Below are 20,702 nucleotides of genomic sequence, written 5' to 3'. Positions count from 1 at the left end.
AAATATTCTGGCATTAGGCCGTTATGGTCATAATAGCGACTGTAAGCCGGCTAATGCACACGAGTTTTTGGTCTTCATTGGTGATTTTTATTTCCCAAATATGGGTACTTCTTCCGATATGCAGGGCCTGTGCCTTACCATATACAAATCCTTCACTTACAGGACGGATATGGTTGGCGTTTATGTCGAGGCCTACAGCTTGTTGTTTGCTGGGGTCGGGCAGGCAAAGGTAAGACGCTACGCTACCCAAAGTTTCGGCTAGCACCACGGAGGCGCCACCGTGTAAAATACCGAAAGGTTGTTGTGTGCGGGCATCTACGGGCATCTTGGCGACTAGGAAGTCTTTCCCAATTTCGATAAATTCTATTCCCACATGTTCCGACATGCTGTTTTTACCGATGTCCTGGATCTGATTAAGGGTAGGGTTATTTGCGAACATGTCTAAAAAATGTATAAATTTGTAACGGCTATATTAAGCAAATACGCAATATTTGCAAAAGAAATATTTAAATAATACAATATTTTGAAAAGAAAGTCTATTTACCTTATCCGTCACGGTGAAACGGATCTGAATCGCAAGGGAATTGTGCAAGGCAGTGGGGTGGACTCTCCATTGAACGAATGGGGAAAAGCCCAGGCTCAAGCCTTTTTTAATGCCTATCAGCATATACCTTTCGATAAAATTTACACCTCCAATTTAATAAGAACCCATCAGACGGTAAATAGTTTCCTAAAGTTGGGAATTCCCCACGAAAGTTACTCAGGATTGAACGAAATTTCTTGGGGAAATAGGGAAGGGAAGGAGCCCAATACCGGTGATAGCCAATACTACCTTGACCTGGTATCGGCCTGGCAAAGTGGGGATATAGAGGCTTCTGCAGAGGGAGGGGAGAGTCCGCTCGATGTGAGAAATCGCCAACTTCCGGTGATAGAAACGATATTGTCACGCCCTCATGAGCGTAATATACTCATTGCGATGCATGGGCGGGCCATGCGGGTGTTGCTTACCATACTCATGAAGCAACCCCTGATCGATATGGATCAATACCACCATAGCAACTTATGCTTGTATAAGCTGGAGTATTCCTATGAATCCAAAACATTTAACCTTGAGGTAGCCAACGATATTACCCACCTGCTATCGATAGACATTCCACAAACAGCCTAACAGCCGCTTGTGTAGGCGCATTTCCTTTGGTGTATTCTCGGAGAACCTAAGGATTTGCCGTCTTACATTTGTGGTTTAGTTATTTTAAGTAGATAGGTGGTTTATGTCCAAAAATAGAATTTACTGGACGCTTCAAATCGTCGGATGGTCTTTACTCATCATGTTTGAGTACATCCCCTATATCCTCGAATACGGTTTCGATACGGCTTCATTTTACGCTGCGCTAGCCAATATCTTATTGGCCATTACCCTCACTCATTTTTATAGGCTCATTATTAGAAAATGGAAGTGGTCGGCACTGCCATTGCCACGGCTCGCTTTGCGGGTGTTAGGGTCGGTTTTGCTGTTGGGTCTTATTATGACGATGATTAACCAGCCCCTCGATAGGAAGGTGCTGGCCCATAACCTGATGAATCAGCCCCTGGTATTCTGGGGTTATTATTTTAGCTGGTGTAAGAATCTCCTTACATGGGTGCTATCCTATACGGTATATCATTATGTAGAGCAAAATAGGATGGTGGGATATGAGAAAATCATGCTCAAAATGTCGATGCGCGATACGGAAGCCAAGGTGCTTCGGTCTCAGTTAAACCCTCATTTTACTTTTAATGCCCTTAATAGCATCAGGGCCTTGGTATTCGAAGACCCACAAAGGGCGCAGTCGAGTATTACCAAACTTTCTAATATATTAAGAAATTCCTTGTTGGCCGATCGCCGTAAAACGGTAGATTTGCAAGAGGAACTCAAAACTGTGGTGGATTATCTGGAGCTGGAAAAGGTGCGTTATGAAGAACGACTTACCTATCGCATAGCCACCAACCCGCAGGCGGTTTATTGGCAAGTTCCTCCGATGATGTTGCAGACTCTGGTAGAAAACGGAATTAAACATGGAGTAAGTAAAATGATAGGGGGTGGATTTGTTGAAATAAATAGCGAAATTGAAGAAGAAATACTGTTGATCGTGATCCGTAATTCTGGGGTGTTAGGTGGCACCGATTCGGGTGGGGTCGGCCTTAAAAATACAGCTGAACGTTTGTCTATTTTATATGGTAAAAACGCCTCTTTCCATATTGAACAGGAAGAAGAAGAAGAGGTGGTGAGGGCCGAAATACGCATACCGGTACGTTCAGAGGATTTTATTAGCGAGCCTTCCCAATGATCTGCAGGGTGTTCGGTTCACCATTTGATGCCTTAAGTGACCTGTCTTTATAACTCCAAACCTTTCAATCCATGAGAACACTGATAATTGATGATGAACGATTGGCTCGCAATGAGCTTAAAAGGCTATTAGAGCCTTATATGAAAATCGAGATCATTGGCGAAGCCGCCAATGCCGATGAAGCGCTGCCTCTAATAGAATCGCTACAGCCGGAGCTCTTGTTTTTGGACATCCAAATGCCCGGAAAGAACGGCTTTGAGCTCCTGACGGCTATAGAAGGGAAAGCTCCTGAGGTGATATTTACAACCGCTTATGACGAATATGCCATAAAAGCCTTTGAGTTCAATGCCCTCGATTACCTGCTCAAGCCCATCGATCAGGATAGGCTCAAGGACGCCATCAACCGAATAGAGGAAAACCAGGTGGCACCAGAATTGCCCGCAGAAGTGAATGAAAGGGCAGGGAAAGTTTTGAATGAAAACGACCAAGTATTCGTTAAAGACGGAGAGAAATGTTGGTTTGTGAAACTTGAAAAAATCCGACTGTTCGAATCCATGGGAAACTATGTGCGGTTGCACTTTGACGACCAGAAGCCGTTGGTATTAAAATCATTGAATAATCTGGAGGAAAGGTTGGATTCTAATACCTATTTTAGGGCCAATAGGAAGCATATCATAAATTTACATTGGATTGATAAGATTGAGCCATGGTTTAGTGGTGGATTACTGGTTACTTTGCATGGTGGTGATAAAATAGAAATCTCCCGCCGGCAAGCCATTCGTTTTAAAGAGCTCATGAGCTTGTAGGGAGAGGAGATAGGAAAGTACTAAAGTATAATATGAAACATTGGTTAGGATTAGGATGTGTGTTGCTGGGAGGATTGTTGTTGGGCTGCGGAGGAAGTTCTAACGACCCAAAATTGACGGGTCAAAAGACGATAATGGCTTTTGGCTCCTGTGACAGTACCGGCGGGGTAAGCGTAAAAACAGAGGTATGGTTGCCAGAGGAGAAAAATCCAGAATGGAAGGCCATTGGTGCTACGCTGTCGGCAAAGTCTATCGAGAATATTCTGGGAATTGCCGGGGTAGAAGCCGATGATTCTCTGCATCATGAATCGGTGCGGTCGGCCTTTTTATTGTTCGAAAAGAATTATACCGACTTTAAAGCCGATTTTCCCGAGGCTCCTGGCTGCTGGGAAATCGAAATAAAAGGGGATACCATCATGACGACCCCCAAATGGATGTTTTATGCCTTGCAACAGTACTTCTTTACAGGGGGGGCTCATCCAAATACCCTACAGTCCGACTACGCCTTCGATCTTGAAAGTGGAAAGTCGGTCGATATGAATTATTTTATATCGGATACTGTTGCCCTGCTCAATCTGGCAGAAAAGGAATTTCGTAAAGTTGAGAAGCTAGGTCCTGAAGTAGACTTGGAAGAACAAGGATACTTTTTAGCGAACCATAAGTTCTTCCTGCCTGCCAATTATAACTTTACCAGGGAAGGACTTCGGTTGTACTATAACCCCTATGAGATAGCAGCCTACGTAAGAGGCTCTATCGTATTGACGATTCCTTACGATCGACTGGAGGGCATTGTCAAGATGGATCTATTGTTCTAGAGCAGCCCTTCATCCCGAAAACTGTAGTAGCCCGTTTCGGTAAAAATGACATGATCCAAGACGGGGATGTCGATGATTTTGCCGGCATGGGCTATTTGTTTGGTGACGTTGAGGTCGGCGTTGCTGGCCGAAAGCTGGCCAGATGGGTGGTTATGTACTAAAATGACGGAACTTGCCAGGTTTTCGATGGCCAATTTGAAGATCATCCTTGTATCGGCTACGGTGCCCGCAACTCCTCCTATACTGACTTGGTGCGTCTGAAGGACTTCGTTGGCCCTATTGAGCAATATCACCCAAAACTCTTCCATGACTTTGTCAAGTAGGTAGGGTTTCATATGGTTGTATACTTGCTTGGACTCCGACAATTTATGACGCCCCACGCTTTCGCTTTCCGACCGGCGACGGCCTAGTTCTAATGCCGCCACTATGGTGATGGCCCGGGCTTCTCCTATGCCCTTTATTTTCATCAGCTCTTTTACACTCAACTTCGCGAGCCGGTGTAGGTTATTGCCCACGCTCACCATCAGGGTTTTGGCTACGTCTACGGCTGAGTGCTCCTTGGTGCCGCTTCCAAGAAGGATGGCGATCAGTTCGGCTTCCGAAAGGGCCGTTCTTCCTTTTAGTAATAATTTCTCGCGTGGCCGATCTTCCTCTGCCCAGCTGAGTATATTTCGGGAATTGGGGTAGTCGTCGTCCATAGCTCGATCAGGATTTAGTAGAAACTAAGTGTGGGACGTATCCGAAATCTTTTACTCCTAAATATAGCTATAATTTTTCGACTTATTTCTGCAAGGCCGTTAAGGCCGCTCGTGCCTTGTTGTCTACACTGTTCTTGTAATCATGCTTTTTGTAGGTCAGGGCCTTTTTGAAATACTGGATGGCTTTTTCGGTGTCATTTTTGGACTGATATATATAGCCCAGCTGCAAGGCGGAAGTTGCCGCTAAGCCCGCAGATTGGTCGGATGCCAAGCTTATGGCCCGCATCAAAAAGGGGATGGCTGCATTGAGTTGATCCTGTTTTTGTAGGATTCGTCCTTTGCGGTAGTTCCATTCTACCCGGTGGGCTTGGACCTGGAGTGCACTTTCGGGTCGCTGAGCCAGGAAGCTCAGAGCCTCCTGAAAATAGCCTCCATCGGAGGCATAGCGTGCCTGATAGAGCAATTTTTGTTCCGGGTCCAGTGGATGTGCTTCAAATTCCTTTGCCATGCGTAGGGCCGCCTTATCGGCTTCTACTACGGTAGTTCCTTGGCTGCCTATTCGGGAAAGGTAGGTCATTGCTTGGTCCTCCTTGTTGAGCACCCAGCTGCAGAAAAATAGCTTAAAATTACTGTCTTTGATATAATTGAAGCCCTTATATCTTTTTAGAAACTGAGAGTAATATCCATGGGCCTGGGCATATTTGCCTTGTTGCAAGGAAAGTTCGCCCTTGAGGTAGTCCAGAAATGGGAATGGGATATAGGCGGCCGTTTGTGGGGCTTTATACAGGTATCTACTGGCTTGCGCACCCTTGGCCTCTTTCATGAGCGTGGTGGTTGCAAAGAAAGATAATAAGAGGTTGTCGGGTTGGTCGTCGGCCATGGTGAGCAGCTGCTGTAGCAAGTGGTCGGGTAGGCTGAGGGTATAGGCATGGATTAAAATATGGATCAGTTGGGCCTCTTGTCGGAATAGAGGTTCGGTACGAATCACCAGTCGAAGTTCTTCCAGTCCATTTGCAATGTTTCCACTGAGCCCAAGCATCCTCGTTACCCAGCTGTATTGGTCAGGTACCGATCCTATTAATATATGCAATAGGCCTAAGGTTTTGAGCGTGGGACGGAAGTCGGGGAATAACTTCCGATTTTCTTCCAACAATTTATAGGCTTTAATAACTTCCCATGCACCTTGGATCTCATTGCCAAATTTCATTTTTGCAAAGGCCCAGTGTACCCGCACCTCTGCCTGGAAGAACCGCTTATAGGGGGAGGTGTCGGGCAGCTGGCCCAATTGCTCCAGGCGCTGATCTTCCTGGCTGAGTAGACTTTTATAGGCTTTTCGGTCCTCTGTTATTAACAGGTAGTGTAAGTCGGCGTAGTTGTCTAGATAAGTGATAAAAGCATTATTGGCGTCCTGGCTCCGTGCCTGTTTTAGGAGTTCCCTGGCCGTGTCGAGGCGCAGCTTTTGGATCTCAAAATAAGCCTTTTGAAGTTCGGGGGTAAAACGTACCGACACGGGGTCTGCGGTTTCGGCCGTGGCAACAAAGGAGAAGAAGCATAGCGGCCACCAAAACAACAGGTGGATGGCCAAGGCTAGTCGATGATGTCTGGTTGTTCTGGAGTTCATAAGAAAAGCAAAAAAGGTTGCCTTTAAGCCAGGCAACCTTTTTTTCGATGGGATATGAATTCTTATCTTCTCTGATTGATAGGCTCTACGCTTTCAACATCGGCTAAGATACGACCGCAATGCTCACAAACGATGAGTTTTTTCCTTTCGCGGATATCTGCCTGACGTTGGGGAGGAACAATGCTAAAACATCCACCACAAGCACCTCTGGAAACATTCACTACGGCCAAGCCGTTGATGGAGTTGCCGCGGATGCGCTGATAAGATTTTAACAAACGCTCTTCAATTTTTTTGGTATGTTTCTCGCGGCTGGTAAGCAAATCTTTCTCTTCAGCTTCACTTTCGCTGGTGATTTGCGAGAGTTCGTCTTTTTTAGCCTTAAGGTCTTCATTACGCTCTTTCAGGGAATTGTCGGCCCGATTGGCGTCTTCTTCGATAAGTCGAATGCGCGCACGGGCTTCGTTTATCTTTTTGTCGGCTAGCTGCATATCTAGCTCTTGTAGCTCAATTTCCTTGGTGATGGCATCGTATTCGCGGTTGTTGCGGACGTTCATCTGCTGCTCTTTGTATTTCTTGATGAGTTTCTCCCCATCTTTTTGAGCACTTTTAAAATTGTCGATCTCGCTATTGAGATTGGCGATTTCTCCCTTAAATTTCGCTAACCTGGTTTCTATCCCAGCTACCTCATCTTCAAGATCCTGAACTTCTTCGGGAAGGTCTCCACGGGTTTTGCGAATTTCATCGAGACTTGAGTCAATTTCCTGAAGCTTCAGGAGCGCGTCTAATTTTTGTGCGATTGTATTTTCCATGTATGTCTTTAATGGACTTGTTTCAATGCCAGTTATGATCGGAGCTGGATAGCTCAATATATGTATTGTTCGTTAGGAAGGTCCAAGGTACTCCAAGCCAGTTAGTGGTAATAATGAACAGGATTGGTATTGGTTTCCGATAAACAGAGTGCAAAATTACTAAAAATTCCTGATAAATAGTCAAGAAGTAAATCTTTCGTGAATACTTCGCTCTCATAATGGCCAATATCGCAAATCATGAGCCGTTGGTCGGCATCAAAAAACTCGTGGTATTTGTAGTCTCCAGTAATAAAAACATCGGCACTGGCCGACAGGGCCTTGGGCAATAAGAAGCTTCCCGCTCCACCACAAAGGGCTACTGTTTTTATTTTATCGCCCAATATGGCTGTATGCTTTACAAGCGGCAGGCTCATACTTTCCTTAAGGTGTGCTAGGAACTGCTCGGAGTCTAAGGCTTCGGGCAGTTCGCCAATGGCGCCGGCGCCCACTTGCTGGTGGGTGTTCTCCACGTTCTGTAAATAATAAGCGACCTCTTCATAAGGGTGGGCCGCATTTAAGGCAAGGAGTACGGCAGCTGAAAGGTGGCTGGGGAGCAGTACTTCTATCCTAATCTCGTTGACATGCTCTAGGGTACCCCGTTGTCCAATGACCGGTTGAGTCGAATCGCCGGGCAGGAAGGTACCTACACCCTGGCTACTAAAGCTGCACTGACTGTAATCGCCCACCTCTCCGGCTCCCGCAGCGAAAAGGGCCTGACGTACGGCATAGGCGTCGTCGGTAGGGACGAAAGTGGTCAGTTTTTGAAGTAACTGGCTCTTAGGGGCTAGGATCTTTACATTTTTTAGCCCCAATTTTTGGGCAATCTTCCAATTGACCCCTTGTTCCACATGATCCAGATTGGTATGGATGGCATAGAGTGCAATGTCGTTCTTTAAGGCCAAAGCTACGGTTCTCTCCACATAATTGCTGCCCGTCAGCTTTTTAAGGCCTTTAAATACGATGGGGTGGTGGGAGACGATCAGGTTACAGTTTCTGCGGATGGCTTCAAGGACCACCGCTTCGGTGGTGTCGAGGGAGATGAGCACCCCGGTCGTTTCCCAATTCTTATCTCCCACAATCAGCCCTGAGTTGTCATAACCCTCCTGATAAGCCGGTGGAGCTAGTTTTTCTAAGGCCGAAATAATTTCTTTAATTTTATTCATGCTATTTTTCGATTACAACTGATTCAATATCAGAATTATTAGGCTTGAGTGCCCTAATGATAGGTACAAAGAAATAAATATTTTTCTCCAATATGCATTGAAATAAGAAATATTAATACTAGTTTTGCACCACGATTTACGGATCTGGTAACGGAAAAGTAAAGCACGGTTTGGTAGTTCAGTTGGTTAGAATACATGCCTGTCACGCATGGGGTCGCGGGTTCGAGTCCCGTCCAGACCGCAAAAAAGCTCAGAGAAATCTGGGCTTTTTTTGGTGTTAGGGGTATAGGTATTAGGCCATAGGCTGGATCAACCAACAAGTTTGGGGGGATGCTGAATATTTAGGAACAAATCATAAACTTGTGGAGCGGATTGTTTTTTAGCTTTAGGCCGTAAGCTTTATGCTCTAAGCTATAGGCGTTGAATTTAACAATAGGTTTTATAGAATATTTGTCTGTCATCCTGCCAAAGGAATGCTGTAAGCCGTATGCTCTAAGCTGTAAGCGTTGAATTAATCGCTAGCGTTCGTTGCAATCCTTCCAAACAAATGCCATAAGCTGTATGCTCTATGGGTTCAAGGGTCAAATCATTTTAATAGGTGGCTTCATCTAATAAAATTAGGCATATAGTCTGGAGAGTCTGAATAGAAAAAAAGAAACATCTTTGACCCTTTTGGGCCGACAACGTAAAGCCAACCGCCCAAAAATCTCCCTAGTCGCTGTCTTCACCGACCGAAATCACATTTCCAATACGCTAATAATAATATTTCAACCTTTCAAGGTATTAACTCGCATGGGTTTGCTATTGCTACCATCCTGTCATCCCTGGAATTATTTGGGATGCAGCCCAATTTTCCGTATTCCATGTTCATAGCCATCATTTGGTCCTGACCCATAAAATGTATTCTCCCTTTAAACAAATATGACAATCGAGAGAATGCTATTAAAAATGTAGAAAAACATGAAAACCTATACTTTGATAGAAGTTTTTTAAATCAAAACCCCTGTAAAAAAGCTCATGAATTGATTGAATTAACCTAAAAATAGGTTGCCGAACAACAGGCAAAAATAATGGCAGGGATAGAAGTAAATTTCAAGGTTTGTACAACTTTGGTCCGATTCATAGGGTTTTTGTTCTGCTACAAACGTTAGATGCCGATGGCATCTTTTCGGCAATATTTTTGAAATATTCAATTTGAACTAAAATTCATTGCCACATTATCCAAGCGGGATAAAATGTTTATAGAAATACAAACATTGATTCGTCTAGGACGATGCCGTAGGTATCGAACATCTCAGTTATATGCTTAATCCATGTTACTCCACAACATTTGGTCCTGATCCAGGAATGCTATTAGCTGTAAGCTTTATGCTCTAAGCTATAGGTGTTGAATTTAACAATAGGTTTTATAGAATATTTGTCTGTCATCCTGCCAAAGGAATGCTCTATGCTATAAGCGGTAAGCTTTATGCTCTAGGCAATAGGCGCCGAATTAATCGCTAGCGTTCGTTGCAATCCTTTCAAACTAATACCATAAGCTGTATGCTCTATGCGTTCAAGGATCAAATCATTTTAATAGGTGGCTTCATCTAATAAAATTTGGCATACAGTCTGGAGAGTCTGAATAGAAAAAAAGAAACATCTTTGACCCTTTTGGGCCGACAGTGTAAAGCCATCCGCCCAAAAATCTCCCTGGTCGCTGTCTTTACCGACCGAAATCACATTTCCAATACGCTAATAATAATAATTCAACCTTTTAAGGTATTAACTCGCATGGGTTTGCTATTGCTACCATCCTGTCATCCCTGGGATTATTTGGGATGCAGCCCAATTTTCCGTTTTCCATGTTCATAGCCATCATTTGGTCCTGATCCATAAAATGTATTCTCCCTTTAAACAAATATGACAATCGAGAGAATGCTATTAATGTTCTTAACTGCTTGAATCCTTGGACCAGTTTGTAGCTTAAACAAGCACAAAATGATGGTAGATGAATTGATCAAGAATATTCGGGTAAGCGCCGCAGAAAGCTACTTTCGAGTCAAGAAAAGGCGTATTTAGTTGAAGAATGGGAAACTTCTGGCTTGTCTTGTCCTGAGTTTTGTAGAAGACAAGGACTTATCGCCAGCCAACTTTATAAATGGCGTACGGATGCTAAATCAGGAGCAGTAATGGGTATTAAAAACGACGGAGAGCTTCATTCTAAAACAGAGCTTGAAATAATTAAAAGAGAAAACGACGATCTGAAAAAAGCTCTGGGAGAATCAACGCTCGAAATCAAAGTTTTAAAAAAAATCGGTCCGCCGAAGCGGTTGGAGATGGATCTACTACGAAACAAGAAGTTGAATCGTTATCCGTAAGTTTCGGCCTAAGTATGAATCGAATCATAAAAATATTAGGCGTTGCAAAGTCGAGCTTGTATTATAAATCCAAGACATATCCGAGCCGAAAAGCAATTACTAAAAAGCAAATTTCTGAGCAAGCAAAGGAGTCTATCAAAGCAATAACAAGTAAAAAATCAACCGTGCGACGGACCGCCTACGGAACGCCTAGGGTTAGAGCAATTTTGAAGCGTGATTACAATATCATATTGTCTAGGTACATGAAAGAAGAAGGGCTGCTGTTGAAGCGGTTTCGTCCAAGGGGTAGTAGTAGACCATATAAAGGGAAAATTTCTGTGGATAAACCAAACACCAGGTGGGCTAGCGTTATTACCGGGCCACGGCGGCATCCATCAAATGTTGGAATGGTCAAAAACTCAGACTAGCATTTGTAATGGATTGTTGTGATCGTTCTATTATCAGCTGGAAAGCAGGCCTAAGTATGCAGGCTTGTGATATAGAGTTACTCATTCAAAATGCCCTTTTCGAGCGCTTTGGAATTTGTGTACCCGAGGCTGGCCAACTGGAATTACTACATGACAATAGCCCAGAGTATATTGAGAAAAAGTTGCAGCAAAGTCTGAAAAACTGGAATATAGTAGACTGCCACACACCGACCTATTCTCCCCAATCAAACGGGATGTGCGAAGCCTTAAATGGGACTTTTAAGCGTGATTATGTTTATGAGAACTGTCTAGATAACCCAGCAACGGTATTAAGTAAAATTCAAGAATGGGTCTATGAATACAATACTTTCGCCCCTCATTCAGCACTTAATATGAAAACTCCAGAAGAATATTTTAATTTTAAACTCGCGGCATAACTAGTCCAGTTTTTAAGCGGAAAGAGCAGGCGTTAAGGCCTGTCAATTGCTGCACCGAACGATGTACTACAACACAGCCCGGTTCTTTGATTTGGCTAAACTCGCCAAGCTGCAGGGGACTTATTATAAACTCATCAAGCGTATACAAAAAACCGAACTGCTTATCTTCGATGACTTTGGTTTGGCCAATATCGATCAACAGGCAAAGAATGTGCTGATGGATGTTATTGAAGAAAGACATGAAAGCTCCTCTACTATAATCGCCACACAAATACCGGTAGCAAGCTGGCATGGGTTAATTGGGGAAAGTACGGCTGCAGATGCCATCCTAGACAGAATTGTTTTCTCTTCTCATCGCATTGAACTGGAGGGCGAATCTTTTAGAAGAAAAAAACAGTTGAGTCATTAAAATTAATCACTTATAATTGTAATTGAAAAGTGGCCCATTGGTTTCCGTCATGACTGGCGCCCTATCATCCGTTTTCGCTGGCCCAGTATCGCCGTTATAGACACGCCGCGCGGATTATATACTTTTGTGCAGTTTTCCGGTAATCTTTTCTCTTAAATAACGAGGTATTTACCTCCCTATACTCTGGTTTAAATTTAGGTATTTTACACCTAAACACCGTACCAAAGCTCTATTTTTAGCTTAAGTAAACGACATTGATACTACGTTCCAAAACCCTATAGTTAAAGATTTCGATAAAACGCTCCTGTAAGTAAACCCAAAACCTGGATTATAGATATTTATGTTTCCCTTTCAGATAGTGCTCGGACTGGGGCAAAAGATTCAACCGGCAGTGTTCTCCAGCAGCCACGATTCTCCTTCAAACATCTTCACGAGCTCAACGACACTGTTGATTTCTAACTTGAGGTAGATATTCTTCCGGTACGATTTGACCGTCTCGTGAGCAAGGTTGATTTTTGTCGCAATGTCTGACGCAGACTGCCCGTCTACAAGACCGCGGATAATTTGTTTTTCGCGGGCGGTCAGATTTGCGCTTTTTGAAAATCCGTCGGGGGCCTTTTGTCGTTTAGTTATATCCGGATCAATAAATATCTCACCATCCAACACCTTTTTTATGCCTGTCAATAACGTGTGGGAGGAGGAATCTTTGAGTATGTACCCGTTCAAAGCCAGAACCTTAACCTTGTCCACCATACGCTTTTGATTATACATGCTCACGATGATAATCTTTTGGTCAGGAAGGATGTCTCTAATCTGTGCGGCGGCCTCCAACCCATCAAGCCTTGGCAAATTAATGTCCAATAACAGCAGGTCCGGACGTTGCTTTACAACGGACTGAACAAGGCCCGCTCCTTCAAAGGCTTGTGTTATTGAACGGTAAACCGGGCTGAGCAAGGCAAAAAGAGCATCATTAAACAATACATGGTCGTCAACAATCATGATACTGAATGCTAGAGGATCTGAGGTCGTCATAGGGTATTTCGAGGATTTGGGAAGTTCCTTCCGAGTTATGATCTGTACAAATGCTTCCGTTGAGATAATTGATCCTTAAATTAATATTTTTTTTACCAATGCCGTTATTTCCCTTGATATTTTCGGTGTATTCGCGGCCATCATCTTCAATTACAATGATTAGTCTGTCGAGATGAAAGAAAAACTGTATGGAGCAGTTGCTTGCTTTTGCATGCTTGCAGATGTTGTTGATCAATTCCATCAATATGCGATATAAGTTTAACTGACGCTCAGGGGAAAACCGGTGTTCCTTGCCAAAAGTATGATGGGTGAAAACAGGTAAGGAAATTGTATCGAGGTGTTCACTTATAATATCCATCAGCCCTGCTTTGAGAAACTCGGGAGGCATCAGATTGTGTGCAATTTGTCGAATCCTTTGTCCGGCATTCTTCGAGACGATCTGAACCTTGCTGATCCCTTGCCTAATCGCAGCAGTGGAATCCAATTGCATCAGTGCATCAAGCTTTGCATTAATGGTCGCCATGATACCGCCGAGGTCATCGTGCAGGTCCTGGGCTATACGATCACATTCGGCATTCTGGGTTTGTATGAGACGTACTACGTGTTCTCGTTCTTTTTCGACAAGGGCCAGTCGGAGACTTTCATTGTTTTCTTTAAAGGCACGATAACGTTGCGTCAATCCGAAAGAAAGCAACACAACCTCCACAACCATGCCTACCGGAATAAATGTGAAGGAAAAAATGTAGGGGATCATGATGATGTTCCATCTGTTTAAGGCATCCAGCCCCAGAACAAGGCCATACATACCATTTGCAAACAGGTAAAAACGGATAGGCTTATCACCTGACATTGCCTTTTTAACAGCAGTGATGTACACCGGATACATGGCCATCAACTGTACGCCTTTTAGTAAGTGATCGGGAAAGCCAATCAATGAATCCCTGATCAGCTTTCCATCCTGCATGTGATAAAACATCAAGCCAATGCAGACGATACTTAACATTTTAAATGTTTGGTTGATCCAGTACAAAAGACCATCGACCGCTGTCTGCCCCGTAAAGATCTGCGTGAACTGCGTGAAAAAATACATCCATAACATTGAAAATACACTTGATGCGTAGCTATCAAAAATCAGGTAGTCGGGCCACAGATAGAGGCGTCCAAACCCGATTTGCGTCGCATGAAACAACATGGATGACAGCAAAAAACCGATGTATACAAGATAGATTGAATCTCGAAGGGAAAAAGATAAAAACAGGCTGTACACGATTACAAATAACAGCAGACCTAGTATCAGGCAACTAAAGGCATATTCCAGAAGCTGGTTCGAGAAAAACGCGCTGTATGAAGTTACTTTGACCGTAAAGGAAGGCTGGGCAAACTGGCTCTTTACCAAAATAAAGTATCCTGTTTTTTCACGCGGTTTTAATTCAATTGGAAATACCGGCGCATTGTTTTCAGTAAGATCAGGAATGTTGTTGATATGGTATTGGGTGCGCCAGGCCATCGAATCGGACGGGATTCCGGAAGTAAGCTTGTAAATATCAATGGCAGCGATTCCGGTGTTTTTAAGGCGAAGAATTAGTTTGACCGAAGAGTTACTTCTGTTTTCAACCGGTAAATACACCCACACGAACCGGTGGTTGCCCATGTTGATCACGTCATGGCGAGATTTTTGGAAGTGATTATTAGCAAGATTCTGCGCCGCTTCTTTTAATTCTGAGCTTTCTTCACTTAACAAATAGCGTAAAGATCCCGAAAAATAGCCAGTGGATTCGCTTTTTTTATGAACATTCCGATCCTGGGCAAACAAGTTGGGATGGTTGCATAAACTCAATAGCAGCAAATAGAATAAAATTTTCATCAATTAGCGCAGTGGACATTGGGAGTTTAAGGATATAAATAGCCTGTACAATGGGGATTCGCATACAATAGGTAGGTTTTCAGAGCAATTGTAATTCCTGACAATGTTAATGAAAATAAATTTTTGGATAATACCCCCTAAAGGGGATTTTACCTGTCAGAAAGCAAGTGCAACTTTGAAGCCAGGAAGAAACCTAAAGAGCTAGCGCGATATTCCCCCCCAGATAATGTAGACCTCAGCAGTTGAAAAAGGGACTTTTAGTATGGTTTTAAGGCCCCAAAACTGAGAATCTACTAAGGGAAGACATTGCTAATTGTTCTCAAATTTCTTAATAGATTATACAAGATGAAGTTCATTCAGCTAACAATATGACAGTTAACCACCTCCATAAAATTAGGCAATTCGGGGCAACCTACATTACTGCCTTTTGGTTCGTATCAATTCTTTTATGTTGGAATGCAATGGCGCAATCTCCCACTAAGGTCTCAGAGATAGTACTTGGCGGAGTTGGAGGAGAGTATATGGAAACGAGTAACTGCGTAATACCTGCCACCGGAGGCGGTTTCATTATCGGTGCTGTCTCTAGCTCTCCAATATCAGGCACAAAGTCGCAAAATGAATATGGAGGGGGGGATTTTTGGGTGTCTAAAATGAATAGCGATGGTAGTAAGCAATGGGATTACCGATTTGGTGGAAATGGCTGGGATGGATTGAAAGAGATTATACCTGCTTCCGATGGAGGATATGTATTAGGAGGGGTGACGGATTCGGGCGCCTTCGGGGATGTAACTCAAAACTCAAGGGGTAGTTACGACTATTGGATAGTGAAAATCAGTGAGATGGGTATTAAACAGTGGGATGCAAGATTTGGAGGAGACAATATGGATTTAATGGAAACATTAAAGCCAAGTCCAGATGGAGGATATCTTATTGGAGGCAGGTCGTACTCTGGAATTTCAGGCGACAAATCAGCTCCATATATTTACTCTGCCGATTATTGGGTGATAAAAGTGAATAGTCAAGGGGTGAAACTCTGGGACAAAACATACAGTGGAGGGGGGAATGTTAGCGCATATGGCCAGGACCATCTAAATTACATCCAACCAACAATTGATGGAGGCTTTCTCCTGGGAGGATTTTCTTCATCCTCGGCAGGGTTTGACAAGTCTTCCGAACTAAAAGGGGGAAGTGATTGGTGGATAATAAAAATAAATGCCGACGGAACCAAACTGTGGGATGCAAGTTATGGGGGAGGAGATCATGAAGTGCTCTTCGCCATTCAACCCATCGCAAGTGGAGGATATTTACTGGCAGGCACTACCTACTCCTCCTTGTCAGGTGATGTCACGCAACATTCCAGAGGTGGGAGTGATTACTGGGTAGTAAAAATCAATGAACTGGGTGTAAAACAATGGGATGCACGATTCGGTGGAGATCAGGACGATTTTCTATGGACAATCCGTCCGACATCAGACAAAGGGTTTTTATTAGGGGGATCCTCATCCTCAGGTGCTTCGGGTGACAAATCTCAGGGTTCATTTGGCCTTAAAGACTACTGGATTGTGAAAATAGATGGCGACGGTAGCAAAGAGTGGGACGTCTCATTTGGAGGAAGCGAAGATGATGAGCTGAAAAGTATCCAGAAAGTCTCCTATAATGAGTACTTATTGGCAGGGAGCTCATCCTCTAGCGTTTCAGGAAACAAAGCACAGGATGCGTTTGGCGGGGGTGACATATGGATTGTGAAAATTCGGGACGAATCGGCTTTGCCAGTAACTCTTCTGAATTTTAATGCAAAACCAGAAGCCAATAAAGTGCTTATCAACTGGCAAACAGCCCAGGAGCTAAACGCCTTGCATTTCACAATGGAAAGAAGTAAAGACATGAAGGGATTCGAGCAAATAGGTGTGGTGCCGGCAGCTGGAAATGCCAATGAAACAAGCACCTATACATACACAGATGAAACACCCCTGAAAGGCAGAAGTTATTATCGCCTTCGTCAGGTAGACCAGGACGGGAAATCCACTACGTATAGAGCGATAAGTGTACGGATCTCGGGTACAGATTCGCCTTATCCCAATCCATCTAAAGGTGGGGTTTTTCAGATTGAAACCGCCGATATGGCGGGTCTCAAGCTGTTCACCGAGGCCGGTATTGAAGTTCCCATTGGTTACAGGCGAGTCAGTGCCGAGGCTGTGGAAATTACACCAAAGGAGCGTTTGGTGAAAGGTATTTATCTGATCCGCAGTGACGGGGTTGGGTATAAGCTGGTGGTGGAGTGAGCTTAAGGCTTCTTAATCGAAGATATTTATGAAGAACGACAAAGAGCTATATATTAAACATCCGAATTTAGTCTGGTCGATTGGAGGGTCAAATCGGGTGAAAAGTATGTTTACAGTGAAGCTGGCCGCCGATATGAAGTGCTTTGCTTGGACGTGTGGGAAGAGTGTGGTTTGATTGGCCTGCAATTGCAGGTGTTGAGATCCGATCCAAAACCTTATTCTGTACTAGTTGGTGAAATCATGGATGTCAGCATTAATGCAGAGGGAATTGGGTTTTAGGGAATGTGGTTCTTGTGGGATGCCTAAGGCCATTGGGTCACCAGCCGTGTAGTTTATTATATGAAAAGCGATAAACAAAAATGAAAATAAAACATGTTCCACTATTACTATATTTACAATGAAAGCACTATTATTTCTCGCCCTCTTTATTCTTTCGACAGCAGGAACTTACCGTAATGTTCAGGCTGAAAACCAATTTTCAAAGGATTGTTACATTGTATGTTGGGGAGAGTTTGGATTAGGATATATTACCATTGATCACTTGTGTATTGCCAACGTAGCGGTAGTTGAATCCGCAAAAGCCGAGGAAGCATCTGAGTACTTCAATTCAGAGGTATATATCAAGTTTCCAGCAGCGAAAAACCCATATTCATCCGGATATAAATCGTATTACAGAACCTTTGATGACCGCTATGAGGCGCGGACATTTAGGAACAAGTTAATTGATAAGGCAAAAAAGGTTGATCATTTTAGTATTTAGGATCTCTTGAGATTATTGCTTGTATTCTAATTGGTATTCAATTTTGGAAGCTATTTATTAGGAGCTGTTTCATCGATGTTACTATGAAATCATCATTACTTTTGTTCATTATTATTGTCCTATTGCGAATTGAGTCCGTAAAAGGTCAGAGTGGAGATATTTTAATTTCCACGGAGTCCACTAATTGGCTGCTTCAGAAACTAAACTTGTATGGAAAGCCTTACGAGTGCCCATATATGAATATGGCAAAGGTCAGTTATTCGAAAATATCAGTAGTAGCAAAAAATCAGATGTTTTACTTAAAGCACTACTGGGAATTTGAATACTCTTCCGAATATTCAATTAGAGAATTTACGGTGTACACCCCATTTAACAATATTGAATCGTTACTGTATAAACCAAATATTCCTGGTGCGGTATTAATGTTCCTACTCAATTGCGAATGTGCGGAAGAAATAGCGGTATATGCTCCCAATTTTAGTACTCCTTGGAAGACAAAACGTGGCTTTTATTCATTATCGTTTGATTCTCCAAAATCTGAGGGAGATCTTGCTCAACGAATGATGAAATGTATTAATGACCTCAAAACCAATAAAAATGAAAAGTACTAAATTACCTGTCTCAAGCGATTGGCTGATAGTAGGGTTTGTTTTTATTTATTCAATGATCCCCATGTCCGGTTATGGCCAAGATGCCGAAGGTTGCTTTTTAAGTGACGAGCTCATAAGCCTCGGTTCGGTATCGGCTACATCAGGAAATTTAGAAATTGATTTTGTAGCTGGTCAGGAAGTGCAGCGGCTACGGAGCATGTTTGGAGTCAATCCACAGTTTTACTTCTTCCGTGAAATTGAAAGTCCTAATGCCTTTGCAACCAGTGAAGTAAATGATGAAAGTTTTCCTGATGGTACTGTGCTTTTTGGACTTAGACTACATAACAGAGAAATGCCAAAATCAATGGGTGGCACTACTATACCGATGATCATGGCGCATGAATTTGGACACATCCTTTCTTTTAAAATGGATTTGTCTTTTGACGGCAAGTATCAGGAGCTGTGGGCAGACTATTGCGCGGGGGCCTATATGTTCTACCGTCAGTTTTGGAAGTCGACCGATGTTAGTGCGACATTAAAGACCTTTTTCGAGATTGGGGACTATGCCTTTAACAGCCCCTCTCACCATGGCACACCCCAAGAACGTTACGATTCGGTATGGAGAGGGTTCTCAGATGCTAAAGGTTTTCATTATCGCGGCATTTCAATAACGCTACCCGATTTGGTTACAAGCGGGTCTTCGTATATTGAGGGACTTCGCTAGGGCTCTTTGTCAGCATTATATAATCTAATTTTCGCGTAGCTGCACACTGTTTGGCTGGGAAAAGCCTTATTGGTTATGTGCTGGCTTCAAGGTTAGCCACGGTTCCACAGCAAGTTTGCGTTAGTAGGGTGGATAAAATGCAGCCTGGATGGAACGATCGGCGATAGAACTCTTTGGTCTGTATATGAGACCAGTGAATCTAAAAATTAACTGAATATAATTGACCACGGATCAATTTTAGTCTAAACCCAACATTGGTTTTATTATTAATAATCATTACCCAAAACACCAATAAGAATCGTCGTTCGCCTAAATATCCCCTCGATAAAACACCAACAACTTAAGTTTAATACTCATGAAAAATACTAATAATATAACCAGAAGATCGCTGATTGCTTTGAGGATCCTGTTGGTAATTGTGTTGCTCCAGGCGTGTATTGGAAATGAAAAGTTAACGGTAGTCCCAAAGGACGGATTGAAAAAGAGCGAATTAACGGTTTCCAAAGACGGCAAGAAAATCATTGATGTCCAGACCACAGATTGTGAAGTGTCCGGCGGATATGTTGTGGACGTAGGCGGCGGATTAAAGTCAATTGCATTAAAAGCCACTGATATAAAAACTGGGGTTACCATACTGCTTTCTGTTTATTACAATACACTCAGCGACTTGGCTATGAATAAGACCATACCCATTGGTGCCCTAGAAGACCTCGACTTGAACAATCTTCCTTTTTGCTGGGGGGGAGTAAACTTTGTTAATACGGGCCAACAGTTATTTATTACCAAGACCGGTGCGATCAGCATAACCTCTTTCGATCAGGCAACAGGAATTGCGTCATGTGTATTCACTTTTACCGCATATGACCCAGCGGGACAATCGGCGGATGCACGTTTTCAAGGGTCTTTTACCAATATACCCATCTACCCCGACGAGGATTCCTTTGCAAATTGCAATACCTCAACGCCAGGTATTGACGGAGGAAATCCAACGAACCCTAGCAACCCCAATCCAACCTCAGGAAATACTGAGCTGACATTCGAAAACAAAGTGTTTACACCAATCACAATCACCTTAGGTGGAGTTACCCAAACCATTCAACCCTCTCAGAAAGGCAGTTTCAAAGGCAAGGGCGGAAGCCAGACTACATACTATGCCAAAACAAGCGGAACAACCTCATCCGGAACAATTGTCGGATCAGAAATTGTATGGAACAATTTTGCTGTCACCTTCCCATCTTCCGGCACAGCCAACGTTGCGTTAAATGTGGCTTCAAATTGGTTTTTTGTTAGGGTTAGAAACAATTCTATCCGAAACATCAACAAAGTACTCGTCAACTATCAGCTACAGAGTGGAACAATCGAAAATCTTTCCATCCCGAATGACAAGGAGTTATATGGATTAGGATATTATAGAGCCTTTACCAATTCCAACGTTCGGTTCGAAAATACAGATGTTAACTGGTACTGGCAATTCGGATCAGACCAACTCAATCTTCCATTTACAGTGAATCAGTTAGTAACGTTAAATGCCAATTAATGAAGATAAGGACATCCTTGAA

The 20,702-nt window shown here is 43.2% G+C and carries 18 protein-coding genes, 1 tRNA gene and 1 pseudogene; 13 read left to right on the top strand and 7 right to left on the bottom strand.

Annotated features, from left to right (window positions below):
* Positions 1-13: 13 nt before the first annotated feature.
* Positions 14-439: a hotdog fold thioesterase gene (locus tag CLV98_RS14460; protein ID WP_109675127.1), complete on the bottom strand. Its 426-nt coding sequence runs from the start codon at positions 437-439 to the stop codon at positions 14-16.
* 84 nt (positions 440-523) lie between these two features.
* On the opposite strand from CLV98_RS14460, the gene CLV98_RS14455 reads away from it, so the two are divergent.
* The 4 genes from CLV98_RS14455 to CLV98_RS14440 all read left to right on the top strand — a co-directional run bounded on the left by CLV98_RS14455 (position 524) and on the right by CLV98_RS14440 (position 3,948).
* Positions 524-1,168: a histidine phosphatase family protein gene (locus tag CLV98_RS14455; RefSeq protein ID WP_109675125.1), complete on the top strand. Its 645-nt coding sequence runs from the start codon at positions 524-526 to the stop codon at positions 1,166-1,168.
* Positions 1,169-1,271: 103 nt separating this feature from the next.
* On the top strand, positions 1,272-2,327 hold the full coding sequence (locus CLV98_RS14450; RefSeq protein ID WP_109675123.1) for a sensor histidine kinase: 1,056 nt from the start codon (positions 1,272-1,274) through the stop codon (positions 2,325-2,327).
* Between the two features lie 71 nt (positions 2,328-2,398).
* Complete coding sequence (locus CLV98_RS14445) at positions 2,399-3,133, top strand: LytR/AlgR family response regulator transcription factor (protein WP_109675121.1); 735 nt, start codon at positions 2,399-2,401, stop codon at positions 3,131-3,133.
* A 32-nt stretch (positions 3,134-3,165) separates the two neighbouring features.
* Positions 3,166-3,948 carry a PdaC/RsiV family protein gene (locus tag CLV98_RS14440; protein WP_109675118.1) on the top strand — a complete coding sequence of 261 codons (783 nt, stop codon included), beginning with the start codon at positions 3,166-3,168 and terminating at the stop codon, positions 3,946-3,948.
* Here the strand turns inward: CLV98_RS14440 and radC are convergent.
* The 4 genes from radC to CLV98_RS14420 all read right to left on the bottom strand — a co-directional run bounded on the left by radC (position 3,945) and on the right by CLV98_RS14420 (position 8,278).
* Positions 3,945-4,646, bottom strand: a complete 702-nt coding sequence (gene radC, locus CLV98_RS14435) for a RadC family protein (protein WP_109675116.1) — start codon at positions 4,644-4,646, stop codon at positions 3,945-3,947. The two genes, CLV98_RS14440 and radC, sit on opposite strands and share 4 nt — an antisense overlap.
* 82 nt (positions 4,647-4,728) lie before the next feature.
* Complete coding sequence (locus tag CLV98_RS14430; protein ID WP_109675114.1) at positions 4,729-6,267, bottom strand: tetratricopeptide repeat protein; 1,539 nt, start codon at positions 6,265-6,267, stop codon at positions 4,729-4,731.
* A gap of 62 nt (positions 6,268-6,329) precedes the next feature.
* Positions 6,330-7,076: a zinc ribbon domain-containing protein gene (locus CLV98_RS14425; RefSeq protein WP_109675112.1), complete on the bottom strand. Its 747-nt coding sequence runs from the start codon at positions 7,074-7,076 to the stop codon at positions 6,330-6,332.
* 101 nt (positions 7,077-7,177) lie between these two features.
* Positions 7,178-8,278, bottom strand: a complete 1,101-nt coding sequence (locus CLV98_RS14420) for a Nif3-like dinuclear metal center hexameric protein (protein ID WP_109675110.1) — start codon at positions 8,276-8,278, stop codon at positions 7,178-7,180.
* Between the two features lie 167 nt (positions 8,279-8,445).
* On the opposite strand from CLV98_RS14420, the gene CLV98_RS14415 reads away from it, so the two are divergent.
* The 4 genes and pseudogenes from CLV98_RS14415 to CLV98_RS14395 form a co-directional block, all read left to right on the top strand.
* Positions 8,446-8,519: transfer RNA gene (locus CLV98_RS14415), tRNA-Asp, on the top strand.
* 1,753 nt (positions 8,520-10,272) lie between these two features.
* Positions 10,273-10,638 (top strand): IS66 family insertion sequence element accessory protein TnpA, encoded by a 366-nt coding sequence (gene tnpA / locus CLV98_RS14410; RefSeq protein WP_109675108.1) that lies wholly within the window; start codon positions 10,273-10,275, stop codon positions 10,636-10,638.
* A 373-nt stretch (positions 10,639-11,011) separates the two neighbouring features.
* Entirely contained in the window at positions 11,012-11,482 is a 471-nt protein-coding gene (locus CLV98_RS14400) for an integrase core domain-containing protein (RefSeq protein WP_262512152.1), read from the top strand.
* 40 nt (positions 11,483-11,522) lie between these two features.
* Positions 11,523-11,891 (top strand): annotated as a pseudogene (locus CLV98_RS14395) (ATP-binding protein); the annotation flags it as partial.
* A 381-nt stretch (positions 11,892-12,272) separates the two neighbouring features.
* Here the strand turns inward: CLV98_RS14395 and CLV98_RS14390 are convergent.
* Together CLV98_RS14390 and CLV98_RS14385 are read right to left on the bottom strand one after the other, a co-directional pair.
* The gene (locus tag CLV98_RS14390) at positions 12,273-12,890 is read right to left on the bottom strand and encodes a response regulator (protein ID WP_158281263.1); all 618 of its coding nucleotides are present in this window, start codon (positions 12,888-12,890) and stop codon (positions 12,273-12,275) included.
* Entirely contained in the window at positions 12,880-14,787 is a 1,908-nt protein-coding gene (locus tag CLV98_RS14385; RefSeq protein WP_109675097.1) for a 7TM diverse intracellular signaling domain-containing protein, read from the bottom strand. Before CLV98_RS14385 ends, CLV98_RS14390 begins: the two co-directional genes overlap by 11 nt.
* 461 nt (positions 14,788-15,248) lie before the next feature.
* On the opposite strand from CLV98_RS14385, the gene CLV98_RS14380 reads away from it, so the two are divergent.
* The 5 genes from CLV98_RS14380 to CLV98_RS14360 all read left to right on the top strand — a co-directional run bounded on the left by CLV98_RS14380 (position 15,249) and on the right by CLV98_RS14360 (position 20,680).
* Positions 15,249-17,069, top strand: a complete 1,821-nt coding sequence (locus CLV98_RS14380) for a fibronectin type III domain-containing protein (RefSeq protein WP_109675095.1) — start codon at positions 15,249-15,251, stop codon at positions 17,067-17,069.
* Between the two features lie 397 nt (positions 17,070-17,466).
* Complete coding sequence (locus tag CLV98_RS14375) at positions 17,467-17,829, top strand: hypothetical protein (RefSeq protein ID WP_109675093.1); 363 nt, start codon at positions 17,467-17,469, stop codon at positions 17,827-17,829.
* 83 nt (positions 17,830-17,912) lie between these two features.
* Positions 17,913-18,440: a hypothetical protein gene (locus tag CLV98_RS14370; protein ID WP_109675092.1), complete on the top strand. Its 528-nt coding sequence runs from the start codon at positions 17,913-17,915 to the stop codon at positions 18,438-18,440.
* Positions 18,427-19,143 (top strand): metalloprotease, encoded by a 717-nt coding sequence (locus CLV98_RS14365; RefSeq protein WP_109675090.1) that lies wholly within the window; start codon positions 18,427-18,429, stop codon positions 19,141-19,143. Before CLV98_RS14370 ends, CLV98_RS14365 begins: the two co-directional genes overlap by 14 nt.
* Positions 19,144-19,498: 355 nt before the next feature.
* Positions 19,499-20,680 (top strand): hypothetical protein, encoded by a 1,182-nt coding sequence (locus CLV98_RS14360; RefSeq protein WP_109675088.1) that lies wholly within the window; start codon positions 19,499-19,501, stop codon positions 20,678-20,680.
* The last annotated feature ends 22 nt before the right edge of the window (positions 20,681-20,702 follow it).

Origin of the sequence: Dyadobacter jejuensis (genome assembly GCF_003149085.1) — a bacterium.
GTDB lineage: Bacteria > Bacteroidota > Bacteroidia > Cytophagales > Spirosomataceae > Dyadobacter > Dyadobacter jejuensis.
Note: the sequence above shows the minus strand (reverse complement) of the source record. Positions and strands in the feature narration are given on the sequence as shown.